Source organism: Arthrobacter sp. B0490 (assembly GCF_002929355.1).
GTDB lineage: Bacteria > Actinomycetota > Actinomycetes > Actinomycetales > Micrococcaceae > Arthrobacter_D.
In genome coordinates, this window is sequence record NZ_PJIR01000023.1 from 1 (window position 1) to 26,676 (window position 26,676).

Consider the following 26,676-nt stretch of genomic DNA (forward strand, 5'->3'; position numbering starts at 1 on the left):
TCCCGTCCAGGTCCGATGGGTGGAAGTCCCTGATCCGCCAGCTGGTCATGCAATCTCCCGGTTGCTCATCGTTGAACTGCGCCTGACGCCGCCCGGAACATCTTCAGAGCGGCCAACTACTGCGCTCATGTTACCGAATGAACGGTCAGTAATATCTGACTGGGGCTGACCAATTGGCAAGAGGCGCCACCCTTCAGCTTGGTGCACCCATGCTCGGCAGCGCCGGGTTCCGATTCCGCCCGTCGCTCGTTCGGTTGCAGTTGGTTGAGAAGGTGGGGTGCCGGATGCGTTGCGCGAGAGGCGCCACCCCTTTCCGCGCCGGTCGCTCAAGCCCCTCCTGAGCGTTGACGCGGGGGGTGTGACCGGCATATCCTGAACGAACGATCGGTAAATAGGTTCTTTCCCGTAGGCCCTTACAAGGAGCAACCATGGCTATGCAAAACCTGCAGTCGGTGCCCGCCGAGCTTTCCCTGGAGGACACGGATGGCGCAGCTCGCCTGGTGGCCGAAGCTCAGGCGGAGTTCGACCGCGTGATGGCGGAGGACTCGCGCGTCGAGCCGCGGGACTGGATGCCCGAGGCTTATCGGAAGACCTTACTGCGCCAGATCTCACAGCACGCCCACTCCGAAATCATTGGGATGCAGCCTGAGGCGAACTGGATTTCCCGTGCGCCCAGTCTGAAGCGCAAGGCCATTCTCATGGCGAAGGTCCAGGACGAAGCCGGCCACGGCCTGTACCTCTATTCTGCTGCGGAGACCCTTGGGCAGACCCGGGACAAGATGATGGCCGACCTCATCGCAGGTAAGGCCCGTTACTCGTCAATCTTCAACTACCCCGCGCTGACATGGGCGGACATGGGTGCCATCGGTTGGCTGGTGGATGGCGCGGCCATCTGCAACCAGGTGCCGTTGTGCCGCGCCTCGTACGGCCCCTACGGACGAGCTATGGTGCGCGTGTGCAAGGAGGAATCGTTCCACCAGCGTCAGGGCTTCGAGATTCTGCTGGAGCTCTCCAACGGGACATCGGAGCAGAGGGCCATGGCTCAGGATGCGGTGAACCGCTGGTACGCCCCGTCCCTGATGATGTTCGGCCCGCCGGATGATGATTCGCCGAACTCAAAGCAGTCCATGGCCTGGAACATCAAGCGTTTCAGCAACGATGAGCTTCGTAGCCGCTTCGTGGGCATGATGGTGGAGCAGGTCAAGGTCCTGGGCCTCACGCTGCCGGACGATCAGATCCGATTCAATGAGGACTCCCAGAAATGGGAGCATGGTCCGCTGGACTGGAGCGAGTTCCAGGAGGTACTCGCTGGTCGAGGCCCCTGTAACGCGCAGCGGCTGGAACGGCGCAGGCAGGCACACGATGACGGCGCCTGGGTGAGGGAAGCGGCCTCAGCGTATGCGGCCAAGCAGAAGGAACAAGCAGCATGAGCCCGCATGGCAACCCGGATGTTCCCGCCAGTGGTGCCAGCGACGTGATCCGGGGAGCCCGGCAGGTTTCCGCCGGTCCCCCGACCGCGGAAGCGGCTGCTACGGAGGCGCAAGCCGCATCCACCACGTCCGCCGATCAGGCGAATATCTCGACGCTCAGCAGCGAGCCAGTGGGCCATGCGACAGAGAACGCCGCTTGGGGGCTGTGGGAGGTCTTCGTCCGATCTAACCGAGGGTTGAGCCACGTCCACGCCGGCTCGCTGCACGCTCCGGATGCGGCCATGGCCCTGCGCAACGCCCGGGACCTCTACACCCGCCGCAACGAAGGCGTGTCCGTCTGGGTTGTTCCCGCGGAGGCCATCACCTCCAGCGACCCGGGAACCAAGGGCGCATTTTTCGAGTCCCCCCAGGGCAAGGACTACCGGCACGCCACGTACTACACCAAGAGCGAAGGGGTGAAGCACCTGTGACCAGCCCCGACTCCATCACCGGCCACGGCAATATCTCCACCGGTGTCGCCGGAGGGGACTCCAACGCGTCCGCTACCCGCATCACCCCAGGCAATGCCCTCCGCCCGGAGGACATCGCCCTCGAGGTCCGCACCGGCCTCACCAAGCCCACCGATGATGTGGCCGAGTACGCGCTACGCCTCGGCGACGACGCACTGATCCTGGCCCAGCGACTGGGCCACTGGATTTCCCGTGCCCCGGAACTGGAGGAAGACGTCGCGCTGGGTAACATCGCGCTCGATCAGCTGGGCCATGCCCGAAGCTTCCTCAGCTATGCCGGAGGAGCATGGGGGAAGTCCGAGGACGACCTCGCCTACTTCCGTCGTGAGCACGAGTTCCGCTCCGCCCACCTCTTCGAGCAGCCCAACGGCGACTTCGCGGTAACCATCGCCCGCCAGTTCCTGGTGAGCTACTACCAGTACGAGCTGTACCGTCGGCTGACCGAATCCACGGACGCCACGCTGGCGGCGATCTCCGCCAAGGCCGTGAAGGAAGTGGACTACCACCGCGACCACAGCGCCCAGTGGATCCTGCGCCTGGGGAACGGCACGGACGAATCCCGGCGCCGGATGATCCACGGAATACGTCTCATGTGGCCTTACGTGAACGAAATCTTCGAGGACGACGAGCTCGTCCTCCGCCTGGCACAGTCCGGTGCCGCCGTTGCGCCCTCCAGCCTTCGGGACGACTTCGACGCGCTCATCGGGGAAGTCCTCGCCGAAGCGGGACTCGAGGTGCCCGAAGTACCAGCAGCACCCGGCGGTGGACGCCGCGGCCAGCACTCGGAACACCTGGGCTACATCCTCGCGGAAATGCAGGTCCTGGCACGCGAGCACCCCGGGGCGAGCTGGTGACGCCCAGAGGTACCGGGACGTCCGACGTCGGAACCCCTGCGACCACGACGGGGCACGACGCTGAGCAGCAGAAGGTGTGGGGTATTGCCGCCACGGTCTGCGATCCCGAAATCCCCGTGCTCACGATCGCGGATCTGGGCATCCTGCGCCATGTCGAGGTAATGGAGGACCAAGAAGTACTCATCACGATCACGCCCACCTACTCCGGTTGCCCGGCCATGGACGCCATCCGCGATGACCTGAGAACAGCGTTCGCCAAGGAGGGCTACCGATCGACGAAGGTGGAACTCGTCCTCGCCCCGGCCTGGACCACGGACTGGATGACCGAGACCGGCAAGGCCAAACTGCAGGAGTACGGCATCGCCCCACCCTCAGGAAGAGCAGGGGCCGGTGGACACGCCGGCCCGGTCAGGCTGAGTCTGACCGTCAAGTGCCCCCAGTGCTCCTCGCTGAACACCAAGGAACTCACCCGCTTCGGTTCCACCTCCTGCAAGGCGCTGTACGTATGCCAGGACTGCAAGGAACCGTTCGACTACTTCAAAGTGTTGTAAGGAAGCCTCATGCCTGTTGTCCGTCAGACTGCTGCCGAATCGGCTCAGGCCACCGGCCGTCGTCGACCGTCCTTCCACACCCTCACCGTGCGGGACGTGCGCCGGCTCACCGAAGACGCCATCGAGATCACCTTCCACATTCCTGCGGAGCTGACCGGCCACTTCGACTATCTACCCGGCCAATACGTGGCCTTACGTACTGAACTGCCGGACGAGAACGGCAAGCCGCACGAAGTGCGCCGCAGCTACTCCATCTGCGCCGAACCGCGCAGCTACGACGATGGCAGCAGCGAAATCCGTGTCGCCGTGAAGAAGGACCTCGGCGGACTGTTCTCCACCTGGGCCAATACCGAGCTAAAAGCCGGAGACACCCTGGACGTCATGAGCCCCATGGGTGCCTTCGTCTCTCGACACGGCCGCGACGGCACTGCCGTGGAACACAACCGTATGAACTCCATGAACCACCCCGAGGAACTGGCTGGAGACGTCGCCGCTAACGGAGAAGCGAGCTTCGTGGCCATCGCAGCCGGCTCCGGCATCACCCCGGTGATTGCCATCGCCCGCACGCTGCTGGCTTCGAACCCCACAGCGCGGTTCGACCTCATCTACGCCAACAAGGCCGCCATGAACGTGATGTTTCTTGAGGAGCTCGCGGACCTGAAGGACCAGTACCCGCAGCGGTTGGCCATCCATCACGTCCTCTCCCGCGAGCAGCGGATCGCACCTCTCCTCAGTGGCAGGATCGACGCCGAGAAACTGCAGCAACTGCTCGGAACGGCGATCCGGGCAGACGACGTGGACGAGTGGTTCCTCTGCGGGCCCTTCGAGCTGGTGCAGCTGTGCCGCGACACCCTCGCAGAGCGCGGCGTCAAACCGGAGAACATTCGCTTCGAGTTGTTCACCTCCGGCAAGCCCGACCGCCCGGAAGGCAACGCCGGACGGCCCGTAGTGGTCGATGAAACGCAGGAGACGTACAAAATCACGTTCAAGCTCGACGGACTGCAGGGAGATGTCACCAGTCCTATCTCCGCCCGCGAGTCCCTCCTCAACGCAGCCCTGCGCGTCCGTCCCGATGTCCCCTTCGCCTGCGCCGGGGGAGTGTGCGGTACCTGCCGCGCCAAGGTAGTCACGGGCAGCGTGACCATGGACGAGAACTACGCTCTCGAACAGGATGAGCTGGACAAGGGATACGTCCTGACATGCCAGTCGCATCCCACCAGCAAGGAAGTCACCGTCGACTTCGACGTCTAAGTCCCGCCGGCAGTTCAGAACAGGAGCCCCATGATCTCGCTCTCCATCGAGCACGGCGTCGCCGAAGTAGTGCTCGACGCACCTCACAAGCTGAACGCACTGGACGAGAAGGCGCTGTCAGACTTTTCGGTGGCATACGACGACGCCGCCGCCGCTGCGGTCCGCGGCGACGTGAGAGCGCTGCTCCTCAGGGGAAACGGAAGGGCCTTCTGTGCGGGCCGGGACATCTCAGGAGTCAGCCCGGATCGTGATGATGCGGCTGCGTACCTGGGGGGACTGGTACAACCACTGCTCAAGAAGATGAGCGCCTTCCCCGCGCCTACCTTTGCGGCCGCCCAGGGCGCATGCCTGGGAGTCGGACTCGGCCTGCTGCTGGCCACGGACGTCGTGTACGTAGCGGAAAACGCCAAATTCGGCTCACCGTTCGCGAAGCTGGGAGCCACACTGGACTCCGGTGGACACTGGTACTTCACCGAGCGACTGGGCATGCACCGGACCTTGGACCTGATCTACACCGCCGAGTTGATAAGCGGCACCGAGGCCGTGGCGCAGGGGCTGTTCAGCCGGGCTATGCCGGCTAACGAACTTCTGGACACCACCCGGGGGATCGTGGCGAAGGTAGCTGTCGGCGCGACCGGGGCATTCACGGCGAGCAAGGAACTGGTGGCACACATCCGAGACCAGCGCTTGGGACTCTGGGAGGCCATGGCAGAGGAGAACGCTGAGCAGGCGAGACTCTGCACAACACCCGACTACGCCGAGGGATTCCAAGCCTTCCAGGACAAGCGTGAACCAGTTTTCGTAGGTAATCAGCCCGGCTGACGAATGCCTGTGCCCCCTCATCCCACGACCTTGCTAACGTTCAGCAGTCGAGCCAGAGACTACAACCCATCGCAGACACCGGGACAGCTACTTCTGCGGCATCAACCGGTATCGCCGATGACCATCGTTACGTCCGCCTCCGTTGACAAACCTCTACTCAGCTAGTGCACTGGCAAGTTTTCACGCGAGGGTGGGCTCGAGTCAGACTGCGAACGTGGTCTCCACTCAGACTCCGATAGCCAGACATTGGCTCACACTCGTCCGGTGCGCAGGGCGCGAGCCAAGTCCTGACGATCTTTGTCTTCAGCCACGAGGGCAGCGGATTCCCAGTCGTAGACAACCGACCGAAATTCAACCTCCCATCGCCCGCTCACGTCATCGACAACCGCGTACCGGGCGTGCGGAGTGCCAGCTTCCATCACATGCGGGTATGGCTTGTCATCGTCGAATGCTGGCCACCCGACACTGCCGGGATTGACCACCAAAGAACCCTCCGGGAGTCGCGTAGCTCGGGGTAGGTGCGTGTGTCCGCACAGTACGAGGGACCAGCCTGTGTGCGGGCCCAATCTTTGCCGTACTTCACTGTCGGTTGCTTGTCTGACGCCGACTGGTTCGACGGTCTCCAGAAGATAGGTAAGGTCATCATCCGGTGACCCGTGACACGCCAGTACTCCATCCGTCACCACCAGGGTCGACGGCAGGGAGGCCAACCATTCCCGCTGCGCAGGGGTGATCTCCTGAACTGCGAGCCGGTCTGAAGCACCCATTTGTTCTAACCCCAGCGTGAGTATCTGGCGTTCGTGGTTGCCGGCTACTGTCTTCATGCTGGCGTCCATCAACAGCTCTGCTGTCTGCCGGGGCTGCAGCCCCCCGGAGAGCAGGTCACCTAGATTCACGCAGTGATCTATCGATTGGCGGGCCATGTCGGCCAGGACGGCTTCTAGAGCCAGAAGGTTTCCATGAATGTCGGACACAACGGCAAGGCGCATTTGTTCATCCTAAAGAAATCGACGCCGAAAAAGCCCAACGTAATGGTTCGAAGCGGCGTTGCTTTTCTTTACTGCTGAGTAGTGGCGGGTTCCCGCAAGTGTCTACTGAAGCACACGCGTCATATAGGAGCTGTAGGGGTCATCAGTGTAGGAGCCGAAAGGTTCACAATAATCAAAACCGTTCTTGGCGTACAGCGTCCTGGCGGGCGCGAAGAAATCCATACTGCCGGTTTCCAGTGAGATTTGCGTTATGCCTCGCGTCCTTGCGTCGGTCACCACATGATCGAGCAACTTTGACGCGATGCCCTTCCCTCGTAGTTCTGGGTCGGTGCGCATGCTCTTGAGTTCTTCGTGTTCTGGGGTCAATGCCGCCAGCGCACACGTGCCCGCTATTCGCTGCTCTTCCAGCGCAACCCAGAGCCGAACTGTCGGCTTCTGCAGCGCTGCCAGGTCCAGTCCATGCCGGCTCTCAAGTGGTGAAAGTGGTGCCATGTCGGCGAGATGCGCTTCTAGGAATATCGTCAGGCCGGGGGCGTCGAAGTTTGCACGCCTAATGGTGAGTGTCATATTGAAAAGTTACCGAGCCTCTATGTCCGGGTTGTAAACCACGAGTGCTGCAGCAGGTCTAACAGAACGGTTCTCATCCTTCGTCACAGGCCCGAGCATCGAATTCACTGCGGGCCGGCATCATTCCGTACTGCGGTGACGGCGTCGAGGATGCCCCGGGCGGTCTCGGCGGCATCCCGTTCGTCGCCGAGCAGCGATCCGTGCGTGGCCCCATCGACGACGCGGTGCAAGGTGTTAGTCGACAGGGCGGCGAGTGCGTCCTGCGACTCGGTCCATCCGGGGCGGGTGCCGCTGCCGGCCGTCAGGACGACCAGGGGCTTGTCGGCGAGGGTCCTCAGCGCAGCCGCTTGATCCGCCGAGGACCCGGCGACGAGGTATTCGTCCACCGTGCTGCGCAGGTGGTCGCCCGATGCCACGCCTAGGAGCGGACCGATGCCGAGCCGCCCTGCGGCGCCGACCAGTGCGGAGAGGCGGCTCGTCGTATCGTCGGGGTGGGTGGGCTCCTCGGCCGCAGGCTCCGCCGCCGGGGCGGTCGAGTCCACCAGCACCAGCCCGGCCACCTCGCCGGGATACCGGGCAGCGAAGGTGAGGGCGTAGAGGCCGCCGAAGGAATGGCCGGCCAGCACGTACGGTCCGGCCTCGTCCCCGCGCTGCAGCAGGGTGTGCAGATCGGCGGCGATCCGCGCGCCGTCCTGCGGGGCGTCCGCCGGTTCGCTCCACCCGCGCCCCGCCCGGTCGTAGACGCAGACGCGGGTGTCGTGCGCGACCTTCGGCGCGATCAGGGCGAGGTCCGACGACGTCAGGCCTGCGCCGGGTTCGAGCACCACGGTGGGGCTTCCCGAGCCGATGCAGTCCAGGTAGAGGCGGTGACCGCCGACATCGATTAACCGGCCGGACCCCGGAGCGGCTCCCGCCGTGACGACTCCGCGTACGGTTTCGTACCCGCTCGCCAGGGACGCGATGACGAGCAGCGCGATCACGGGATAGAGCAGCGCTCGGGCGCTACGGCTGGGCAGCTGCCGACGGATTCTCACGACCATCCAGACACCCAGCACCAGCAGGGCCGGGGGCCACACCCAGGCGAGTACTTCCTGCAGCGGGGCACCGAACACCACCAACAGTAGGCCGCCCAAACCCATGAACAGTGCGGGGCCCCAGGCCCATTTCTGCGGCCGGTCCGTGAGCCTCACTGAGAGCACTGCCAGCAGGGCCCACCCCAGCGCGAACCCCAGCAGGAGGCCCGCAGTCACGCCGCTCTCCGTCGCCGGGATGAAGGGAGCAACAGCCAGCAGGAGTGCGGCGACGACCCCGACCATCAGGGCACCGGCCACCAACCAGCCGATATGGCCCTCGCTCGCGGGATCAGAGCCCGAGGGACGATCCTGGCCCTTAGGAGCGGCGGCTGTAGTTTCCTGCGCCCCGGAAATCATCATGCAGTCATGCTGTCATTCACCGGTGGCGGAAGTGCACAGCAAAAATGCCATGTATGGAAAGGATTCTGCTCACTGGGTGAATTCGTCAGTACAGTGGCCCCATGCACCGAGTTGTCGCAATGGCACTGCCGGGGGTCGTTGCTTTTGACCTGGCCATTCCAGCGCAGGTTTTCGGCCACATGGATGAACGGGAACGGTACTCCTTCCGGGTATGTGCAGCCCAGCCCGGATTGGTGCTCACCACATCCGGGTACTCCATCTTGGCCCCCGATGGCTTGGACGCCCTCCTGTCCGCGGACACGGTCGTGGTTCCCGGATACGAACCGCTTGACGATCCGCCCGCCGAGGTCTGCGAGGCCCTGCGTCAGGCAGCGGCTCGCGGAGCCCGCGTCGTGTCAGTGTGCACAGGCGCCTTCGCTCTCGCGGCTGCCGGTCTCCTGGACGGTAAGCGTGCAACCACCCACTGGAGAAACGCTGAACGCCTTCAGACCCTGTACCCGGGCATCACCGTCGACGCGGACGTCCTCTACATCGACCACGGCAGAGTCAGCACCAGCGCTGGCGTCGCGGCAGGCATCGACCTATGCCTCCACCTGGTTCGCAAGGACTTCGGAACCGAGGCGGCGAACAGCATTGCACGACGGATGGTCGTCGCCCCACACAGAGAAGGGGGTCAGGCCCAGTTCATGGAACGCGTGGTCGCCGCACCGTTGGCCCTTTTCGCCGACACCTGCGCCTGGGCCAGACAGAATCTGACTGAGCCGCTCACGGTGGGCGATATGGCCGCCCATGCCGGCTGGGCTTCCGGGAGCTTCGCCCGGAAATTCACGGCCGAAGCGGGAACGACACCGCTGCGGTGGCTGAACGAGCAACGCATCACCGAAGCGTGCCGACTCCTGGAGACCACCGACCTGACCGTGCAAGCGATCGCCTCCAGGACCGGTCTGGGGACGACAGCGAATTTCCGGATCCACTTCAGCCGGAAACTCAACACCACACCCTCGAACTACCGCCACCTCTACCAAGATAGGAACCGGCAGGCCACGCCAGCCTGAGTGGCCGCAAGAGTGTGACCGAGCTGCCAACCGAGACGGCACCACTTATCGCGGAGAAGAGTGCACCTTTGCAGCAGCCGACGAAGCGCTCTCCCGCAAGACCCTCTCTTTTTCGCTGCGAACGAAGCCTATGTCAGCTCCCCATCGACAGCTGACAGGGCCGGACGCCGAACAGTTCCTGTCCTAGATTCCGTTGCTACCCGTTCCACGGGGTTGCTGGCCGTAAATCTCTTGCAGAAGGGAGATGGCGTCCCGGAGGGCTTGCGGTGGGTCTGTTTTGAGCCAGGCTGCGTATACGCGGACTGGAGTGACATCTCGGACAGGCCGGTAAACGACGCCGTGCCTGCGGTATTGATGTGCAGTTGACTCCGCCGTGATCCCTCGGGCTCTGCTGCTGCCGATGACGGTGAGCCAATCGTCAACGTCGTCGGTGTTGATCGTCTTCTGAGGTTGCTTTCCTTCGGGCCATAGGTCGAGGCGGGTGCTGCCGGTGCGCTGATCGATTGCTACTGGTCGGGTTGCGATCTCGGTGAGAGTGACACTGCGTTTGCTGGCCAACGGGTCCTCGATGGACATGGCGCAGTACCGTTTTTCGGATCCGATGACTTCGACGTCGAGTGCCGTCAGATCCGGGGTGCGTCGCAGGATCGACAGGTCAGTGGTGCCGTCGCTCAGCCCTGCGGTAGGAGTGTTCGTTCTGATCAGGCGTAGCTCGAGATGCGGGAACGATACTGCCCATCGGCGCTGGAGTTCCGGAGTGTGTTTCCCCAGGGCGGACCAGGCGTAGCCCATCCGGACTGTATCGGTGCACGCTGATGCTTCCTGACGGAGGTCGGAGACGACCGTCAGCGCGCGACGTGCGTACCGAATCACTCGCTCGCCTGCGGGGGTGAGCTCCGTACTACGAGTGGTCCGACGCAGCAAACGCACGCCCAGGGCGGTTTCGAGTGCGGCCACATTACGGGATACAGCTGTCTGCGAGATGCCCAGCTGTATCCCGGCATCGGTAAAGGTACCGGTGTCGACAACCCCAACAAAGCAGCGCAGGTGGCGCAGTTCAATATCCACCCCTTTACCATATTGATGCGTCATGCGCATGGATAGCCGTTTCCATGCATTTTGGGCTAGTTCCGCTTCCACGCAAGCTTCATTCATGACCATCGGACAAGAGGCAGCTGTCGCGCGCGGGCATCGCGCATCAGGCATCGCGGTAGCCATGGTTGGAGCGCTATCGAATCAGCTCGGCGCTGCCAGTGGCTCTCTCGCGTTCCCGGTCATCGGCCCGATCGGTGTCGTCGCTATTCGGCAACTCGTCGCAGCGGTCATCCTGCTACCCCTGGTACGACCCAGGGTGTGGACACTGAAGCGTTCTCAATGGTGGCCGGTCCTGCTGCTGGCCGTGGTGTTCGGCACCATGAACCTTTCTCTGTACTCATCAATAGACCGCATCGGCCTTGGCCTGGCCGTCACTCTGGAATTCCTCGGGCCTCTCGCTGTTGCCCTCATGAGCTCGCGCACCAGAATTAGCGCGATATGCGCTCTCATCGCTGGGGTTGGCGTCGTTGCAATCACCAGACCCCAACCGTCGACGGACTACCTCGGCATGGGCATGGGTCTTCTTGCTGCCTGCAGCTGGGCCGCATACATCCTGCTCAACAAGACCATCGGGACCCGGATACCCGGGGTTCAAGGGACGGCGACGGCCACAGGCGTGTCTGCCGTTCTGTTCCTGCCCATCACGGTGTGGGCTCTAATCGAGTACCAACCTGGTTCTTTTACAATCCTGTGTGCTGTAGGGGCCGGCGTTCTCGCCTCTGCAATTCCCTTCGTTGCTGACCTCATCGCCCTACGAAGCGTTGCCACCGGCTTGTTCGGGATCCTGATGAGCCTTCATCCAGTTCTCGCTGCTCTCATCGGCTTCGTACTACTGTCTGAAACCCTTGGAGTCGTCCAGTGGCTAGGACTGGTGCTCATCGTCGTCGCGAACATCACTGCCCTCCTGCAACAGCCAGCACCAGCCCGGAGGACAGGGACAGTTGAGCGGTGTGGCCCTACAGGGACAGTCTCGTGACCAGCAGTCTCTACGCCGCGATGGTGGTCCTCACTGGACCATTCTTCTTTCTGAACCTCAGTGCCGTCTGCCTGTGCATGCCCGTGGCAGCCCACTGCTGGCTACTCCTCCGCCATCGGATCAACGGAGCGAGCAAGCAGTATCACGCCCCCAGAAACCAAGTGGCGCCCTGCGGCACCCTTCCGGATCCTGGCAACAAGCATCTCGACCTAGAAAGACCAGACCCTCTCCTGCTGCGCTCTACCACCGATATCCGACGTCATGTCCACGAGCGTCGGGACCGGATGTCGGCAGGCGTTTCACCCACCGGGTGCCGGCTTCGAGCGCTGTTTTTCGGGCCCTACCCGCCCACCGGTGGATGACGCGCTCACGGGCAGGGACCGCGCGTCCTGACGGTAACGCATTTCTACCCTCTGCTCGAGGTGAGCTTGCCGTATCCGCAACTAGAGGTGGGCATGCAAGCCGGCCTGCCATTCCTACTGTCCACGAGCTGAAACTTTGTAGTGCCGTGCGAAGAGTCGCGTCACCGCGGCCCTGAACGCCTGAGTCCTTGAGTAAACACCTGAGCAAGGTGGACAGGGACACAGCAACACGGATGAACAGATCCACAGAAATCAGTGGATCACGACGATATTGCGCCTGCCGCTCTGAAACGCCACGGCTCTTCTCAAGCCCCTGTCGGATGCCTCAGTGCCGGCCGATTGACGCTCAATCACCGCCTCGCAGCCCAGCGTCACCGCGTGCAACCCCAAGCAGCCAGAAAACATGCGTGGTCTTGGCGTTGCCCTCCCCCGCTGCCAGGAGTATGTTAGGACAAACTTCAAGGAGGAAGCATGCCGCTTGTACGTATAGACATCAATCAGGGACGATCCGGGGACCAGGTCCGCCGGATCAGCGACGCGATCCACGACGCGATCCTGGCCGAGTACCGGATACCCGAACGCGATCTGTTCCATATCCTCACCCAGCACGGCGACGGTGAGATCAGGGCGCAGGACGCAGGACTCGGCTTCGAACGCACCAATGACGTCGTGATGATTCAGATCTTCACGCAGGGCGGGCGCACTCAGGAGGCCAAGAGCGCCCTGTTCGCCCGCATCGCGGCCGCTCTTGGAGAGATCGGCGTCGAGGGCGTGAACGTCTTCATCGGCTACGTCGAGAACGGCCCCGGTGATTGGTCCTTCGGTTTCGGACGGAGCCAGTACATGAACGGGGAACTCGTCATCCCCAAGCGATGACGAGATCCTCCCACCAGTCCGCAAATGTTCGGACAAACCCCAGGCGCAGTGATCCACTACGCGCATCGAGCACGGAACTGAAAGGTCAGGGTCGATGGAGACTCACGAAGTACTGACGATGGGGCGCATCAGCGTCGACATCTACCCGAACGACATCGGCGTGGATCTGGAGGACGTCACCTCCTTCGGCAAGTACCTGGGCGGCTCGCCCACCAATGTCGCCGTTGCCGCTGCGACCCACGGTCGACGGACCGCCGTCATCACGCGCACCGGGCTCGACCCCTTCGGCACTTACCTTCATCAGCAGTTGGACCGATTCGGGGTGGACGACCGTTACGTGAGCGCCGTCGAGCACCTTCCGACGCCCGTCACCTTCTGCGCGATCAAACCACCGCACGATTTCCCGCTGTATTTCTACCGCACCCCGACCGCGCCGGATCTGCAGATCTCAGCCGAAGAGGTCCCGGTGACGGCTGTGCGCGACGCCAAAATCTACTGGTCGACCGTCACGGGACTGTCGCAGGAGCCCAGCCGAAGCGCCCATATCGCCGCCTTCGAAGCGCGTCCCGTAATTGGCCTGCGGGACGGACAGCACACGATCCTCGACCTCGACTACCGCCCCATGTTCTGGGCCTCCGAGGAGAAAGCGCGTGAGCAGGTCCAGGGCATCCTCGGCCACGTCACCATTGCCATCGGAAACGACCAGGAATGCGCGGTCGCCGTCGGCGAAGGAACCCCCGACGAACAGGCCGACCGTCTTCTGGCCGCCGGCGTCAAGATCGCCGTCGTCAAGCTCGGACCCGAGGGAGTGATGGCGAAGACGGCCACGGACCGCGTCGTTTCCGCCCCCGTGCCCGTCGAAACCCTCAACGGGCTGGGTGCAGGGGACTCCTTCGGCGGAGCTTTCTGCCATGGGCTGCTCGCAGGCTGGCCACTGCAGCAGATCCTCGACTTCGCCAACGCGGCGGGCGCCATCGTCGCTTCCCGCCTGTCATGCGCAGATGCCATGCCCACATCAACGGAAGTGTTCGCCCTGCTGGCCGAACGCGGCCGTGCTCTCCCTGAAGAGGTCTCCCTGTGAACACCCTCGATGCCCTCGACCCGGCACGCTACGAGCACCTGACCGCGATACGCCTCGAGGATCCGCGGGCTATCGCCCGGGCCGCTGCTACGCGCAAGCCGCACCCGGGCCTGACCGCGGGGTCGCAGAACTTCATCGTGGCCGCCGACCATCCCGCCCGCGGCGCACTGTCGGTGCGCGGCAATGCCACTGCAATGGGGGACCGTAGGGAACTCCTCGACAGGCTCCTGATCGCGCTGGCGAATCCTGCGGTGGACGGGATCCTGGCATCCCCCGACATCCTCGATGACCTGCTGCTCCTCGGAGCACTGGATGGCAAACTTGTTTTCGGTTCGATGAACCGCGGCGGGCTGGCCGGCCTGGTCAATGAGATCGATGACCGGTTCACCGGGCACACAGCATCAGCACTCAAGGCCCTCGGTGCCACCGGCGGAAAAATGCTGACGCGCATCTGCCTGGGCGACCCGGTAACGGCCTCGGTCCTCGAAGCGACGGCACGGGCCATCGACAGCCTCGCCGAGCAGCAGCTCATCGCCATGGTCGAGCCCTTCCTCTCTGTCTGGGACGAGGGCCGCGTCCGCAACGACCTCAGCGCCGACGCGGTCATCAAGTCCGTCGTCATCGCCGAAGCCCTCGGAGGCAGCAGCGCCTACACATGGATGAAACTGCCCGTCGTGGAGGACATGGAGCGGGTCATGGCGTCGACGACCCTCCCGACCGTCTTGCTGGGCGGCGACCCGACCGGCGCCCCCGACGACATCTTCGCCACCTGGCAGGCCGCCTTGCGCCTGCCGGGCGTTCAGGGCCTGACGGTCGGCCGCACCCTGCTCTACCCGCAGGACGGGAATGTCGAGGCGGCCGTCCAGACCGCCGCGTCCCTCCTGGCCAAGCCGGTAGCCTCGCGCGGGTCAGCAGGTGTCAGCTGATGCGAACGCGCAGAATGAGTGTGGCCCAGGCCGTCGTCGAGTTCCTCAGCCACCAGTACACGGTCGACCGGGTCGGTGCGGAGGAGTACCGGGAGCGGTTGATCCCGGGAATGTTCGGCATCTTCGGGCACGGCAATGTTGCCGGCGTCGGCCAGGCCTTGAAGCAGGCCCAAGCCGCCGACCCGTCGGCAATGCCCTATTACCAGGGCCGTAACGAGCAGGCCCAGGTCCACCAGGCCGTCGGCTATGCCCGTCATACGCGGCGCCGCGCCACTTTCGCGGTCAGTGCTTCGGTAGGCCCGGGATCCACGAACATGCTCACCGGTGCCGCGTTGGCGACGACGAACCGGCTGCCGGCATTGCTGCTTCCCAGCGACATCTTCGCGACCCGGGCCGCCGACCCGGTCCTGCAGCAGCTCGAACGCCCCGAGGCCTACGACATCTCGGTCAACGACGCCTTCCGGCCCCTGTCGAAGTACTTCGACCGCGTCTCCCGCCCCGAACAGCTGTACTCCGCCCTGCTCAATGGTCTCCGGGTTCTCACCGACCCGGCCGAGACGGGGGCGGTCACGATCGCCCTGCCGCAGGACGTGCAGGCCGAAACCATCGATGTGCCACTCGCGTTCCTCGAGGAACGCGAGTGGCGGATCCGCCGTCCCGAGCCCGAGGAAGACGACATCCGACGGGCCGCAGCCGCCATCGCGGATGCCGAGCGGCCCCTCATCATCGCCGGTGGAGGAGTGCTGTACTCCTTCGCCGCCGAGGATCTGCGCGCCCTCGCCGAAGCCACGGGCATCCCGGTCGGGTACACGCAGGCCGGCGTCGGATCCCTCCCCTGGGATCACGCCCTGTGCCTGGGAGCCATCGGGTCGACGGGAACAACAGCAGCCAATGCTCTGGCCGCGCGAGCGGATCTGATCATCGGGATCGGCACGCGATACGAGGACTTCACCACCGGCTCGCGGACCGCGTTCCAGGATCCGTCGGTGCGGTTCATCAACATCAACATCGCCGCCATCGACGCCTACAAGCACGGAACCTCGCTGCCCATCGTTGCCGACGCCCGGAAGACCCTGATCAAGCTGACACAGGCCCTGGGCGGGTACCGCGTAGGCACTGACCTTCTCGCTCGGGTCACGGCGGAGAAGGGACGGTGGGACCGGACCGTGGATGCGGCGTTCGGCGCCCGGCACACGCCGCTGCCCTCGCAGAACGAGATCATCGGCGCCACAAATGGGGCCATGGACGAGAAGGACGTCGTCGTCTGCGCCGCCGGCTCCCTTCCCGGAGACCTCCATAAAATGTGGCGTATCAAGGACACCCACGGCTACCACGTCGAGTACGCGTTCTCCTGCATGGGCTACGAGATCGCGGGCGGTCTGGGCGTGAAACGAGCGACCCTCGCCGAGCGAGTGGCCGGCGGAGCGCAGCGGGATGTCGTCGTCATGGTGGGCGACGGGTCCTACCTGATGATGCACACCGAACTCGTGACGGCAGTCGCCGAACGCATCAAACTCATCATCGTGCTCATCCAGAACCACGGGTACGCCTCGATCGGATCCCTTTCCGAGTCCCTGGGTTCCCAGCGTTACGGGACCCAGTACCGCTACCTCGACAACGACCGGCACAGCTTCGACGAGGGCGAACGGCTACCCATCGACCTCGCGACGAACGCCGAAAGCCTGGGCGTCACGGTCTTCCGGGTCCAGCCCGGCGACACCGTGATCGCCGATCTCGGGGACGCTGTCCGCCGGGCGAAAGCTGCTCCCGAGGACGGCGGACCCATTCTCATCTACGTCGAGTCGGATCCGCTGCTGGATGCCCCGTCGTCGGAGTCGTGGTGGGACGTTCCGGTCTCCGCCGTCTCGGACCTGGACTCGACGCGGACTGCCTTCATCACCTATTCAGACCACAAGGACCGTCAGCGACCGCTGCTCGGTTGAAACGAGGAACCATCATGAACACCATCAACCATTTCATCAACGGCGCTGAAACAGCAGGTACCGGGGACCGTACCCAGTCCGTGTACAACCCGGCGACCGGGGCAGTCACAGCTGAACTTCGGCTGGCGAACCGGGACGACCTCGAGACCGCGGTAGCGGCCGCGACAGAAGCCGCGAAGACGTGGAACCACATCTCGCTGGCCAAGCGCACCGGCGTCATGTTCAAGTTCCGCGAACTCGTTGCAGCGCACATCGACGAGCTCGCAGCCTTGATCACCGCCGAGCACGGCAAGGTCCTTTCCGACGCCAAGGGCGAGATCCACCGCGGCCTCGAGGTCGTCGAATTCGCCTGCGGCATTCCTGAACAGCTCAAGGGCGCCTACTCGGATCAGGCCGCCACCGGCATCGATGTGTTCTCCTTCCGCCAGCCCCTGGGCGTCGTCGCCGGGATCACCCCCTTCAACTTCCCGGTCATGGTGCCGCTGTGGATGGCGCCCATGGCCATCGCCACCGGCAACGCGTTCATCCTCAAGCCCTCCGAGCGGGACCCGTCCGCGTCCATGCTCCTGGCACAGCTCTGGAAGGACGCGGGGCTGCCCGACGGCGTCTTCCAGGTACTGCACGGGGACAAGGAAACGGTGACCGGGCTTCTCACGCACCCGGGCATCGACGGCATCTCCTTCGTCGGGTCCACCCCGATCGCCCAGTACGTCCATGAAACCGCAACGGCGCACGGCAAGCGGGTCCAGGCACTCGGAGGAGCGAAGAACCACGCCATCGTCCTGCCCGACGCCGACCTCGAAGGTGCCGCCGACCACCTCAGCGCGGCAGCGTTCGGGTCGGCAGGGGAGCGGTGCATGGCGATCTCGGTGGCCGTGGCCGTCGGAGATGCAGCCGACCAGCTGGTCAAGAATGTCACCCAGCGCGCAACAGCCATCAAGGTGGCCAATGGCACCGATCCCGGCGCGGACATGGGACCGGTCATCACCGCCGCAGCCCGGGACCGCATCGTCGGTATCGTCACCGAAGCGAAAGCGGCCGGCGCGGCGATGGTCGTCGACGGACGCTCCCTCGTCGTCGAAGGACACGAGGAAGGCTTCTGGGTCGGACCGACAGTCCTGGACAACGTCACCTCCGAGATGACGGCTTACACGGAGGAGATCTTCGGCCCCGTCCTGGTCGTCGTCCGCGTCGACACCCTGGAGGACGGCATCAAGCTGATCAACGCCAACCCCTACGGTAACGGCACCGCCATCTTCACCTCCTCAGGCGCCGCCGCCCGCAAGTTCCAGCGCGAAGTGACGGTCGGGATGATCGGCATCAACGTCCCCCTGCCCGTTCCGGTCGCCTACCACTCCTTCGGAGGATGGAAGGCATCCCTGTTCGGTGACAAGCACATCTACGGGCCCGAGGGAGTCTCCTTCTACACCCGTGGCAAGGTCGTCACCTCCCGCTGGCCCGAACCCACCCACGCCTCCGGTGCTTCCTACAACTTCCCGAGCAACAGCACCGACTGACCTCCCCATGAAGGACAACGACGTCATGACACAGCCCCCCAGCACCGACACCGAGAACAAGATCATCATCGGTACGGCCCCCGACTCGTGGGGGGTCTGGTTCCCCGACGACCCGCAGCAGACGCCGTGGCAGCGGTTCCTGGACGAGGTCGTCGAAGCCGGCTATTCCTGCATCGAACTGGGCCCGTACGGGTATTTGCCCACCGACCCCATCCGTCTGGCCGACGAACTTCGTCAGCGCGACCTGACCATCTCCGCCGGGACGGTCTTCACCGGCTTTCATCGAGGACTCGATCAGTGGGACACAGCGTGGAAACCGGCCCGTGATGTGGCAGAACTGACGGCCGCGATGGGCGGCAAGCACATTGTCGTCATCCCGGCGATGTGGCGAGACGACGTCACCGGTGAACCGGTCGAGTCGGGCACACTCGATGATCAGCAGTGGAGTGACCTCTTCGAGGGGCACAACCGCCTGGGGAAGGTCCTCCTGGAGGACTTCGGACTGCACCAGCAGTTCCACTCCCACGCCGACACCCACGTCGGCGCACAGCACGACATCGAGAAGCTGCTCGCCAACACCGACCCCGCGCTGCTGAACCTGTGCCTGGACACCGGCCACGCCGAGTACTGCGGTGCCTCCAGTCTGCAACTCATCAACGAGCACCCCGACCGGATCGGGTATCTGCACCTCAAGCAGATCAACCCCGACATCCTGGCGAAGGTCAATGCGGAAAACATGACGTGGGCGGCCGCTAACCTCGCCGGCGTCATGACCGAGCCCCCTCAAGGGCTGCCGGATCTGCGCGCCGTGATCGACGCGGTCGAAGCACTGGACCGGCCGTTCTTCGGCATCGTCGAGCAGGACATGTACCCGGTCGATTTCGACGTGCCGCTTCCCGTGGCGACGAGGACGCGCGACTACCTCCTCTCCTGCGGCTCCCGCACCCGCGTCCGCTGACGCCCCGAAAACAGAAAGCAGACCTCATCATGAGCACATCCTTTGGAATAGCAGTCATCGGTGCCGGGCGGATGGGCGCCGACCATATCGACCGCATCCACCGGCGTATCACCGGTGCCCGCGTCGCCGCCGTCGTCGACGTCGACCTTGCACGCGCGGAAGCAGCAGTCGCGGGCATCGACGGCGCCATCGCCCTCACCAGTGCCGACGAAGCCCTGGACCACCCGAACGTCGACGCCGTCCTCATCGCCACCCCGGGCTTCCTCCATGAGGAGATCCTCCTCAAGGCCATCGCCTTGGATCTGCCGATCCTGTGCGAGAAGCCACTCACCCAGGACGTCGAGTCCTCGTGGCGCGTCGTGCAAGCCGAAGTCGAACTGGGCCACCCGCGCATCCAGGTCGGTTTCATGCGCCGCTTCGACGCGCAGTACCAGAGCCTCGGCACCCTCGTGCGCTCCGGTGAACTGGGGGAGCTGCTGATGCTGCACTGCGCACACCGCAACCCGCGGACCAATGCCGGTTTCACCAACGAGATGATCATCAACGATTCCGTGGTCCACGAATTCGACGCCATCCGGTTCCTGACCGGGGAAGAAATCACCTCCGTGCAGGTGCGGATGGGCAAGGCGACGAAGAACGCCCCCGAGGGCCAGCACGACCCCCAGCACGTCCTCATCGAGACGGAGTCCGGTGTCCTCGCGGACGTCGAGATCTTCGTCAACGCGAAGTTCGGATACCAGGTCACCACGCAGGCGTCCTTCGAGGACGGCATCGTCGACATCGGCGGCGACACCGGAACATACGTCCGTAGCGCCGGCAGGTGGGGCGGCGCGGTCACCCCCGGTTTCGAGGAGCGCTTCGGCGCGGCCTACGACGTGGAGGTCCAGGCCTGGGTCGACGCCGCGATCACCGGTGGTCTGGGCGGGCCCTCCGCCTGGGACGGCTACGCCACCGCTGCCTGTTGCGAGGCCGGCGTCGAGGCGCAGCGGACCGGCGGCCGGGCGACCGTGAAGCTGGAGCAAAAGCCCGGTATCTACAGCTGACATGGCGGCGTTCCCGGGTACCGCGTCCCTTCGAACGCATTGGACGCCTGTCCCTCAGATTTTGGAGACTCAATGAAGATCGCACTCGACCCCACCCCCTTCCATGCGACGCACCGGCTACTCGACTTCCCGCAGCTGGTGGCGGATCTTGGTTACGAGCACTTCCAGCTCACCCCCCACCCCGATTTCCTCCCGTTCTTCCGCCACCCGAAGGCCGACGACGGCCTCGTAGCGGACCTGAAGAAGGCGTGCGGCGACGCGGGTGTCGGCATCGCCTCGGTGCTGCCCGTGCTCCGGTGGGCCTCCCCCGATGAGGAGCAGCGTCAGGCCGCGGTCCGTAAGTGGAAGCGCGCCATCGAGCTCACCGTCGGTCTCGGGGTCAATGTCATGAATACCGAGTTCTCGGGCCGCCCTGAGCAGGCCGAGAAGTCGGAGGACGCGTTCTACCGCTCCATGGAGGAGCTGCTGCCCATCATCGAACGGGAGGGCATCGACGTGCGGATCGACCCGCACCCGGACGACTTCGTGGAGGACGGGCTCGAGGCGCTGCGCGTGATCCGCGGGCTGAACTCGAACAACATCGGCTTCGTCTTCGTCGCGTCCCATACCTTCCACATGGGCCACTCCACGCAGGAGATCATGCAGGCCGCCGGGGACAAGCTCCGCCTGGTGCACATCTCGGACACGATGGATCACACCGCCTCCCACGGGCTGCGGTACATCACCAACCCGCCCGGGAACGCCGTCAGGGTCCACCAGCACCTGCGGATCGGTGACGGCGACGTCGACTGGGACGTGTTCTTCACCGAGCTCGGCAGGACGGGTTTCTACGACCGTGACGACTCCGTCGCCGTGTCGAGCGTCTTCGCCGAGAACGAGCGGGCCGAGGAAGTCTCCCGCGACCAGCTGGCTACCATCGCCGCATCGATCGAGCGGACCCGGTCATGACCGGCCCCATCGACCCCATCAAGGCATTTGGTCACACGGCAAGGGTGACACCATGACGTCCTCATCCTCCGTTTCCGGGCCGGCGACTCCGGCCGCGGAGGTGCCGAAGGGCAGCCAGGACAAGTTCCTGCGCCGGGTGACCTGGATCGCGACCCTGGGCGGCCTGCTCTTCGGCTTCGACACAGGTGTCATCAATGGAGCCTTGCCCTTCATGGAGGAGGATCTCGGGCTGACACCCTTCACCGAAGGGCTGGTCGCCAGCTCCCTGGTGTTCGGTGCGGCGTTCGGCGCCGTGACCGGTGGCCGCCTCGCGGACCGCTACGGGCGCAAGCGCATGATCATCGTCCTGGCAATGATCTTCCTCGTCGGAACACTGGGTGCGTCCTTCGCCCCGAATGTGGTCATCATGGTCGCCTCACGCCTCGTGCTGGGCCTGGCGGTAGGTGGTGCGTCGGTCATGGTTCCGATCTACCTCGCCGAACTCTCACCGGCGGCTCGACGCGGCCAGATGGTGACGCGGAACGAACTGATGATCGTCACCGGACAGCTGATCGCCTTCACCACGAATGCGGTCCTCGGTAACACCTTCGGGGAATCGGATGGCGTATGGCGGTGGATGCTGGTCATCGCCACCATCCCGGCCATCGGCTTGTGGATCGGCATGAACTTCGTGCCGGAAAGCCCGCGATGGCTTGCCTCCACCGGGAACTTCGGGGCGACCCTGTCCGTGCTGCAGCAGATCCGCGAGAGGGAAGCGGCGCGCCAGGAGTTCGAGGAAGTCCAACGTCTCGCCGTCGAGGACTACAAGGCGAAGATGGGCACGTTCAAGGACCTGAGCGAGCCGTGGCTCAAGCGCGTCTTCGTGGTGGGACTGGGCCTTGCGGTGATCCAGCAGATCACCGGCGTCAACTCGATCATGTACTACGGCACGCAGATCCTCACCGATGCCGGCTTCGGCGCCCAGGCGGCGTTGACGGCGAACATCGCCAACGGCGTGATCTCCGTCGCCGCAACGTTCCTGGGCATCTGGCTGCTCGGCCGTGTGGGCCGCCGGCCCATGCTGATGGTCGGCCAGATCGGAACGACGACGGCCCTCGCCGCGATCGGCCTTTTCTCGCTGATCCTGCCCGAGGGGACCGCCCGCGGCTTCGTGATCCTCGCGTTCACGGTCACCTTCCTGGCCTTCCAGCAAGGCGCCATCTCACCGGTGACCTGGCTGATGCTCTCGGAGATCTTCCCGCTCAAGATCCGCGGCATGGGCATGGGGATCTCGGTGTTCGTGCTCTGGATGGTCAATTTCGCCGTCAGCTTCAGCTTCCCGATCCTGGTCAGCGCCATCAGCATCTCGAACACGTTCTTCGTCTTCGTGGTGCTGGGCCTCGGGGCGATCCTGTTCGCCTACAAGTTCATCCCCGAGACGCGCGGGAAGTCGCTCGAGGAGCTCGAGCAGGAATTCAAGGGGCAGGTCCGCACCTGATCCGTACCTACCTACAGGAAGGGCCCGTCCGGCATCCGGACGGGCCCTTCCTGCTCCTCGGAGCAGCTACGCGGTGAACGGCAGCCGGGCATCGATCGCCTGGTCGTCCCAGGTGGAGCGGACCCAGCCGTGGTGCGGATCGTCGCTGATCAACCATTCCCGGACCGGTCCGGGACCGGCCATCACGTTGAGGTAGTAGAGGTCGTATCCGGGCGCCGCCATGGCCGGTCCGTGCCAGCCGTAGGGCACCAGGACGACGTCGCCGGTGCGCACCTCGGCCGCGACGTCGATGGGCCGCTCATCGGAGGCGTAGACGCGCTGGTAGCCGATCGGATCGGTGGCGCCGTCGGGACCCGGGCCGGGGGAGCGGCGGGTCTCGAAGTAGTAGATCTCTTCCAGGTTCGTTTCCCCGTCCTTCTCCTCGTCGTGCTTGTGGGGCGGGTAGGAGGACCAGTTCCCTGCCGGGGTGAGGACCTCGCACACGATGAAGCGGTCGGCTTCCAGTGCCGCGGGTGTCCCGAAGTTGTGGACCTGGCGGGAGCAGGTGCCCGCCCCGCGCAGCTCGACGGGGATATCCGCGGCGGTGACGAGTCGTACCGGGTACTCCGCCCGCGCCGGAGCGGTCGCGACAGCCACCCGGCCACCTGCCTCCGAGGTGATGCTGACGTCTTTACCGATTCCCGAATACAACACGTCGGAGGGCCCTTCGAACACCGACCGGCGGCCCTCGAGCCGGTACTCCTCACCGTGTACGGTGACCTGGAAGGCGCCGCCGAGAGGGACGACAATTCGTTCCTCATCGGCCGCCGGCAGATCGACGGTCGCGCCGGCGGCCAACGTGGCAACTCGGAGACCCGTGTGCTTCCAACCCTCGACGGTGACCGCTGAACCTGCGGCCCCGAGTGCCACATCCCATGCACCCTCTGCTGCTGTGCCCAGGGGATAAACCCATTCCGTCATGGCATGTCCTTTGCGTGTCGCTGGTAGGTGGTTACCGGTTGACCAGTGTCATCTCGAAGCTGTAGGAATCCGCGCGGTACACGTGGTGGCCCACTTCGATGTTCCGCCCGATGTCATCGACCGCGGTGCGGTCCATCGTGACCAGGGCCGACCCCGGCTGGACGCCGAGGAGGTCCGCTTCGTAGTCGTTGCAGGTCCGCGCGCCGATCCGCTGCTGCGCAAGGCGGAAGTTGATGCCGGCAGCGCGAAGGACTTCGTACAGCCCGCGCTCGGTCAGCGTGCGCTCGTCCAGGTCGGCGACGTCGTCGCGAACCCAGTTCTCCATGAGCGCCAGGGGTTTCCCCTCCATCAGACGCAGGCGCACCAGGTGGTATACCCGCGCCCCGGAACCAAGGTGCAGCATGTCCTGTACAGCCTCATCAGCTGCGATATGGGAGAACGAAAGGATCCTGCTGGTCGGTTTCTTGCCCGACACCTGCAGGTCGTCGAACAGGCTCGAGAGCTCCAAATGGCGTTTGACCTGGCTGGCGACGACCTGCGTCCCGACGCCGCGCTTCCGCACGAGCAGGCCGGAGCGGACGAGTTCGTCCATGGCCTTGCGCATCGTCGGCCGAGACAGATTCAGCTCCGCAGCAAGGGCGATTTCATTGTCCAGCTTGCTGCCCGGCGCGAGCTTCCCGCTACGGATCGCGGCTTCGATTCCCTGTGCCACCTGGTGGTACAGGGGGACCGGCGAGGACCGATCAATGTCTAAACGCAACGAACTCAGCCCCTTGTTGCTCGGCACGTCCGGTCCTTGAAGGCCACAGGTGCCCCAACCGAAGGTCGCGGAACCCAGTCCTTTAACCGGACAATGTCCCTCAGACGATACCCCACAAGAGGACGCCGGCGGCAGAACTGATCCTGCGTGACCTCGTGGATGGTTTCAGGACCAGCGCAGTAGGGGATTCTCCAGTTCGAAAAGTTTGTCCTAACATTCGGTCAAAGTCTTGACCAGGTGCGTGCCCTGTACCTACAGTTTTCACTGTGAGCCACGGCACAGTGAGGATCCACTGGCCCGTCCTTGCCGCATCACCTCTGATCCGCTCCCGCTGTGGAGCACAGGTACATCGAGTCACTTCCTCCGGATGCGGCTCTGAGCTTCTTCAGCTTGTGAGTTCCTCTCGCCGGAGCGCTTCCGGCACCTACTTCTGAAACGAGACCACAATGTCGTTGCGTCTTCCGAAACCCGAGGCCGTTGCCGACAACGGCGCCCACCGGGGATACCTGATCCGCCTCACCGCCATCTCCACACTCGGTGGCCTCCTCTTCGGCTACGACACCGGCGTGATTTCCGGTGCCCTGCTCTACATGAACGATTCCTTCGACATGAATGCCGTCGAAGAAGCCTCGGTCGTGAGCTCACTCCTGTTCCCCGGTGCAGCGCTCGGCGCACTCGCCGGCGGCCGCCTCGCAGACCGGATCGGACGACGAGGAACACTGCTCGTCTGCGCCGTCCTGTTCCTCATCGGAGCGCTCGGATGCGCCTTCGCTCCCACAGTCACCTTCATGATCGTCGCGCGGATCATCCTGGGACTGGGAGTCGGTGCAGCCGCCGTCACCTGTCCCCTCTACCTCGCGGAAATGGCGCCAACACACTTGCGCGGGCGAATGGTGACCATCAACGAACTGATGATCGTCACCGGTCAAATGCTCGCCTTCGCCATCAACGCGCTCCTCGACGCGGTGCTCGATGACCCACAGGTCTGGCGCCTCATGCTGGGCGTAGCATCCGTGCCGGCGATCGCACTCCTCGTCGGCATGCTGCTCCTGCCGGAATCCCCTCGCTGGTACGCACTGCGAGGCAGACTCGATGACACCCGCAGGATCCTCGACAGGAGCCGCAGCCCCCAGGAAGCCGAACGGGAGTATCAGGAGATCGTTGACGCCTCGACGATCGCCCGGAAGGAGCGCGGCCAGGTATGGCGGGACCTCAAGGAGAATCCCTGGATGCGCCGCCTGCTGTGGACGGGTATCGGCCTGGCGATCATCCAACAAGCAACAGGCATCAACACCGTCAACTACTACGCACCAACCATCCTCGAACAAAGCGGCCTTGGTGTCCTTGCGTCACTCGTCGCGACCATCGCAGTAGGCGTGACGTCCGTGATCATGACGATCGTCGGTATCTGGCTCCTCGGCTTCGTCGGCCGACGACGCATGCTCCTCATCGGGTTCGCAGGCGTGGCCGCGTCCCAGGCCATCCTGGCGGTGGTCTTCCTCCTGCCGCCCTCCGACCTCGTCAGCTACATCATCCTGGCCGCCATGATGCTGTTCGTCGCCTTCGTGCAGTGCTTCATCGGCACCTGCGTATGGCTGCTCCTCTCGGAGATCTTCCCTATGGCCATCCGCGGATTCGCCATGGGCCTGGCCGTCTTCGCCCTCTGGACCGTCAATGCGGCCATCTCCTTCCTGTTTCCGATCGTGAACGAGAATCTCGGATCCACGGGAACCTTCACGCTCTTCGTCGCCGTGAACATCGTGTCGCTCCTGTTCGTCCGCAAATTCGTCCCGGAAACCAAAGGACACTCCCTCGAGGACCTCGAGACCCGCTTCCGCACCGAGGGCGAAGCAGCACGTGTCTGACCCACACCACCGCTCGGTCTGATCGTTGCACGAAGCCAGCTAGCTTCACCTGCTGTAGGCACGTCAGCGAAAGGGGCGACCAGCCAGTACTGGCCGCCCCTTTCGTGTATCCGGCCGCTGACGCAACGGCACCAGAACAGATATCCGCCAGGTCAGTGAGGGAGTTATGGAAGTTCACGTCAGTGGGTGCCGATGCACGACACCTGAGAACGGCGCAGGGTTTCCCCTGAACCGCGCGGCCCTGTACGCCAAGCGGCAGGTCCTGCCTCATCACTGCCAACATCCTGTTCGATAAAGTGGGCGAAGTGCACAGCCAGAGATCCAGAAGTCCCAGTCGCGGGCGCAAACGAGGTTCAACGATGAGCAACCGGGAGATTGCATGACCAGCTGGCGGATCAGGGACTTCCACCCATCGGACCTGGACGGGA

At 64.3% G+C, this 26,676-nt stretch carries 24 protein-coding genes; 18 read left to right on the forward strand and 6 right to left on the reverse strand.

The window, feature by feature from the left end:
• Positions 1-428 precede the first annotated feature (428 nt).
• From paaA to CXQ97_RS17875, 6 genes are all read left to right on the forward strand, one after another.
• Entirely contained in the window at positions 429-1,430 is a 1,002-nt protein-coding gene (gene paaA / locus CXQ97_RS17850; RefSeq protein ID WP_104182237.1) for a 1,2-phenylacetyl-CoA epoxidase subunit PaaA, read from the forward strand.
• Complete coding sequence (paaB, locus tag CXQ97_RS17855) at positions 1,427-1,900, forward strand: 1,2-phenylacetyl-CoA epoxidase subunit PaaB (RefSeq protein ID WP_104182238.1); 474 nt, start codon at positions 1,427-1,429, stop codon at positions 1,898-1,900. The genes paaA and paaB overlap by 4 nt, the downstream gene beginning before the upstream one ends.
• The gene (gene paaC, locus CXQ97_RS17860) at positions 1,897-2,793 is read left to right on the forward strand and encodes a 1,2-phenylacetyl-CoA epoxidase subunit PaaC (protein WP_104182239.1); all 897 of its coding nucleotides are present in this window, start codon (positions 1,897-1,899) and stop codon (positions 2,791-2,793) included. The genes paaB and paaC overlap by 4 nt, the downstream gene beginning before the upstream one ends.
• Positions 2,794-2,867: 74 nt before the next feature.
• Positions 2,868-3,344 (forward strand): 1,2-phenylacetyl-CoA epoxidase subunit PaaD, encoded by a 477-nt coding sequence (gene paaD / locus CXQ97_RS17865; RefSeq protein WP_258062753.1) that lies wholly within the window; start codon positions 2,868-2,870, stop codon positions 3,342-3,344.
• A gap of 9 nt (positions 3,345-3,353) precedes the next feature.
• The gene (paaE, locus tag CXQ97_RS17870; RefSeq protein WP_104182241.1) at positions 3,354-4,595 is read left to right on the forward strand and encodes a 1,2-phenylacetyl-CoA epoxidase subunit PaaE; all 1,242 of its coding nucleotides are present in this window, start codon (positions 3,354-3,356) and stop codon (positions 4,593-4,595) included.
• A 30-nt stretch (positions 4,596-4,625) separates the two neighbouring features.
• Positions 4,626-5,417 (forward strand): enoyl-CoA hydratase/isomerase family protein, encoded by a 792-nt coding sequence (locus CXQ97_RS17875; protein WP_104182242.1) that lies wholly within the window; start codon positions 4,626-4,628, stop codon positions 5,415-5,417.
• 251 nt (positions 5,418-5,668) lie between these two features.
• Here CXQ97_RS17875 and CXQ97_RS17880 read toward each other — a convergent pair whose 3' ends face one another.
• From CXQ97_RS17880 to CXQ97_RS17890, 3 genes are all read right to left on the reverse strand, one after another.
• The gene (locus CXQ97_RS17880; RefSeq protein WP_104182243.1) at positions 5,669-6,406 is read right to left on the reverse strand and encodes a metallophosphoesterase; all 738 of its coding nucleotides are present in this window, start codon (positions 6,404-6,406) and stop codon (positions 5,669-5,671) included.
• Between the two features lie 102 nt (positions 6,407-6,508).
• Positions 6,509-6,973: a GNAT family N-acetyltransferase gene (locus tag CXQ97_RS17885; protein ID WP_104182244.1), complete on the reverse strand. Its 465-nt coding sequence runs from the start codon at positions 6,971-6,973 to the stop codon at positions 6,509-6,511.
• A gap of 104 nt (positions 6,974-7,077) precedes the next feature.
• Positions 7,078-8,406: an alpha/beta fold hydrolase gene (locus CXQ97_RS17890; RefSeq protein ID WP_104182245.1), complete on the reverse strand. Its 1,329-nt coding sequence runs from the start codon at positions 8,404-8,406 to the stop codon at positions 7,078-7,080.
• Positions 8,407-8,507: 101 nt separating this feature from the next.
• Between CXQ97_RS17890 and CXQ97_RS17895 the strand changes: the two genes are divergently transcribed.
• A complete protein-coding gene (locus tag CXQ97_RS17895) occupies positions 8,508-9,461 on the forward strand; it encodes a helix-turn-helix domain-containing protein (protein WP_104182246.1) in 954 nt (317 codons plus the stop codon).
• A 183-nt stretch (positions 9,462-9,644) separates the two neighbouring features.
• Here the strand turns inward: CXQ97_RS17895 and CXQ97_RS17900 are convergent, their stop codons facing one another.
• Positions 9,645-10,622: a LysR family transcriptional regulator gene (locus tag CXQ97_RS17900; RefSeq protein ID WP_258062747.1), complete on the reverse strand. Its 978-nt coding sequence runs from the start codon at positions 10,620-10,622 to the stop codon at positions 9,645-9,647.
• Between CXQ97_RS17900 and CXQ97_RS17905 the strand changes: the two genes are divergently transcribed.
• The 10 genes from CXQ97_RS17905 to CXQ97_RS17950 all read left to right on the forward strand — a co-directional run bounded on the left by CXQ97_RS17905 (position 10,615) and on the right by CXQ97_RS17950 (position 22,663).
• Entirely contained in the window at positions 10,615-11,532 is a 918-nt protein-coding gene (locus CXQ97_RS17905) for a DMT family transporter (protein ID WP_258062748.1), read from the forward strand. The genes CXQ97_RS17900 and CXQ97_RS17905 overlap by 8 nt on opposite strands.
• Before the next feature lie 833 nt (positions 11,533-12,365).
• Positions 12,366-12,770: a tautomerase family protein gene (locus tag CXQ97_RS17910; protein ID WP_104182247.1), complete on the forward strand. Its 405-nt coding sequence runs from the start codon at positions 12,366-12,368 to the stop codon at positions 12,768-12,770.
• Positions 12,771-12,864: 94 nt separating this feature from the next.
• Positions 12,865-13,851 carry a 5-dehydro-2-deoxygluconokinase gene (gene iolC, locus CXQ97_RS17915; RefSeq protein WP_104182248.1) on the forward strand — a complete coding sequence of 329 codons (987 nt, stop codon included), beginning with the start codon at positions 12,865-12,867 and terminating at the stop codon, positions 13,849-13,851.
• Positions 13,848-14,777, forward strand: coding sequence for a deoxyribose-phosphate aldolase (locus CXQ97_RS17920; protein WP_104182249.1), 930 nt, complete (start codon positions 13,848-13,850; stop codon positions 14,775-14,777). Before iolC ends, CXQ97_RS17920 begins: the two co-directional genes overlap by 4 nt.
• Before the next feature lie 14 nt (positions 14,778-14,791).
• The gene (gene iolD / locus CXQ97_RS17925; protein WP_104182250.1) at positions 14,792-16,720 is read left to right on the forward strand and encodes a 3D-(3,5/4)-trihydroxycyclohexane-1,2-dione acylhydrolase (decyclizing); all 1,929 of its coding nucleotides are present in this window, start codon (positions 14,792-14,794) and stop codon (positions 16,718-16,720) included.
• Positions 16,721-16,734: 14 nt separating this feature from the next.
• Positions 16,735-18,237, forward strand: a complete 1,503-nt coding sequence (locus CXQ97_RS17930; RefSeq protein ID WP_104182251.1) for a CoA-acylating methylmalonate-semialdehyde dehydrogenase — start codon at positions 16,735-16,737, stop codon at positions 18,235-18,237.
• A gap of 25 nt (positions 18,238-18,262) precedes the next feature.
• Positions 18,263-19,195 (forward strand): sugar phosphate isomerase/epimerase, encoded by a 933-nt coding sequence (locus CXQ97_RS17935; RefSeq protein WP_104182259.1) that lies wholly within the window; start codon positions 18,263-18,265, stop codon positions 19,193-19,195.
• A gap of 29 nt (positions 19,196-19,224) precedes the next feature.
• A complete protein-coding gene (locus tag CXQ97_RS17940) occupies positions 19,225-20,238 on the forward strand; it encodes a Gfo/Idh/MocA family protein (protein ID WP_104182252.1) in 1,014 nt (337 codons plus the stop codon).
• A 72-nt stretch (positions 20,239-20,310) separates the two neighbouring features.
• Positions 20,311-21,186 (forward strand): sugar phosphate isomerase/epimerase family protein, encoded by an 876-nt coding sequence (locus CXQ97_RS17945; RefSeq protein ID WP_104182253.1) that lies wholly within the window; start codon positions 20,311-20,313, stop codon positions 21,184-21,186.
• 52 nt (positions 21,187-21,238) lie between these two features.
• Entirely contained in the window at positions 21,239-22,663 is a 1,425-nt protein-coding gene (locus tag CXQ97_RS17950; RefSeq protein ID WP_104182254.1) for a sugar porter family MFS transporter, read from the forward strand.
• 66 nt (positions 22,664-22,729) lie between these two features.
• Here CXQ97_RS17950 and iolB read toward each other — a convergent pair whose 3' ends face one another.
• On the reverse strand, positions 22,730-23,623 hold the full coding sequence (gene iolB, locus CXQ97_RS17955) for a 5-deoxy-glucuronate isomerase (RefSeq protein WP_104182255.1): 894 nt from the start codon (positions 23,621-23,623) through the stop codon (positions 22,730-22,732).
• A gap of 31 nt (positions 23,624-23,654) precedes the next feature.
• Complete coding sequence (locus tag CXQ97_RS17960) at positions 23,655-24,410, reverse strand: GntR family transcriptional regulator (RefSeq protein ID WP_258062750.1); 756 nt, start codon at positions 24,408-24,410, stop codon at positions 23,655-23,657.
• Between the two features lie 425 nt (positions 24,411-24,835).
• On the opposite strand from CXQ97_RS17960, the gene CXQ97_RS17965 reads away from it, so the two are divergent.
• Positions 24,836-26,248, forward strand: coding sequence for a sugar porter family MFS transporter (locus CXQ97_RS17965; RefSeq protein ID WP_258062752.1), 1,413 nt, complete (start codon positions 24,836-24,838; stop codon positions 26,246-26,248).
• Positions 26,249-26,676 lie beyond the last annotated feature (428 nt).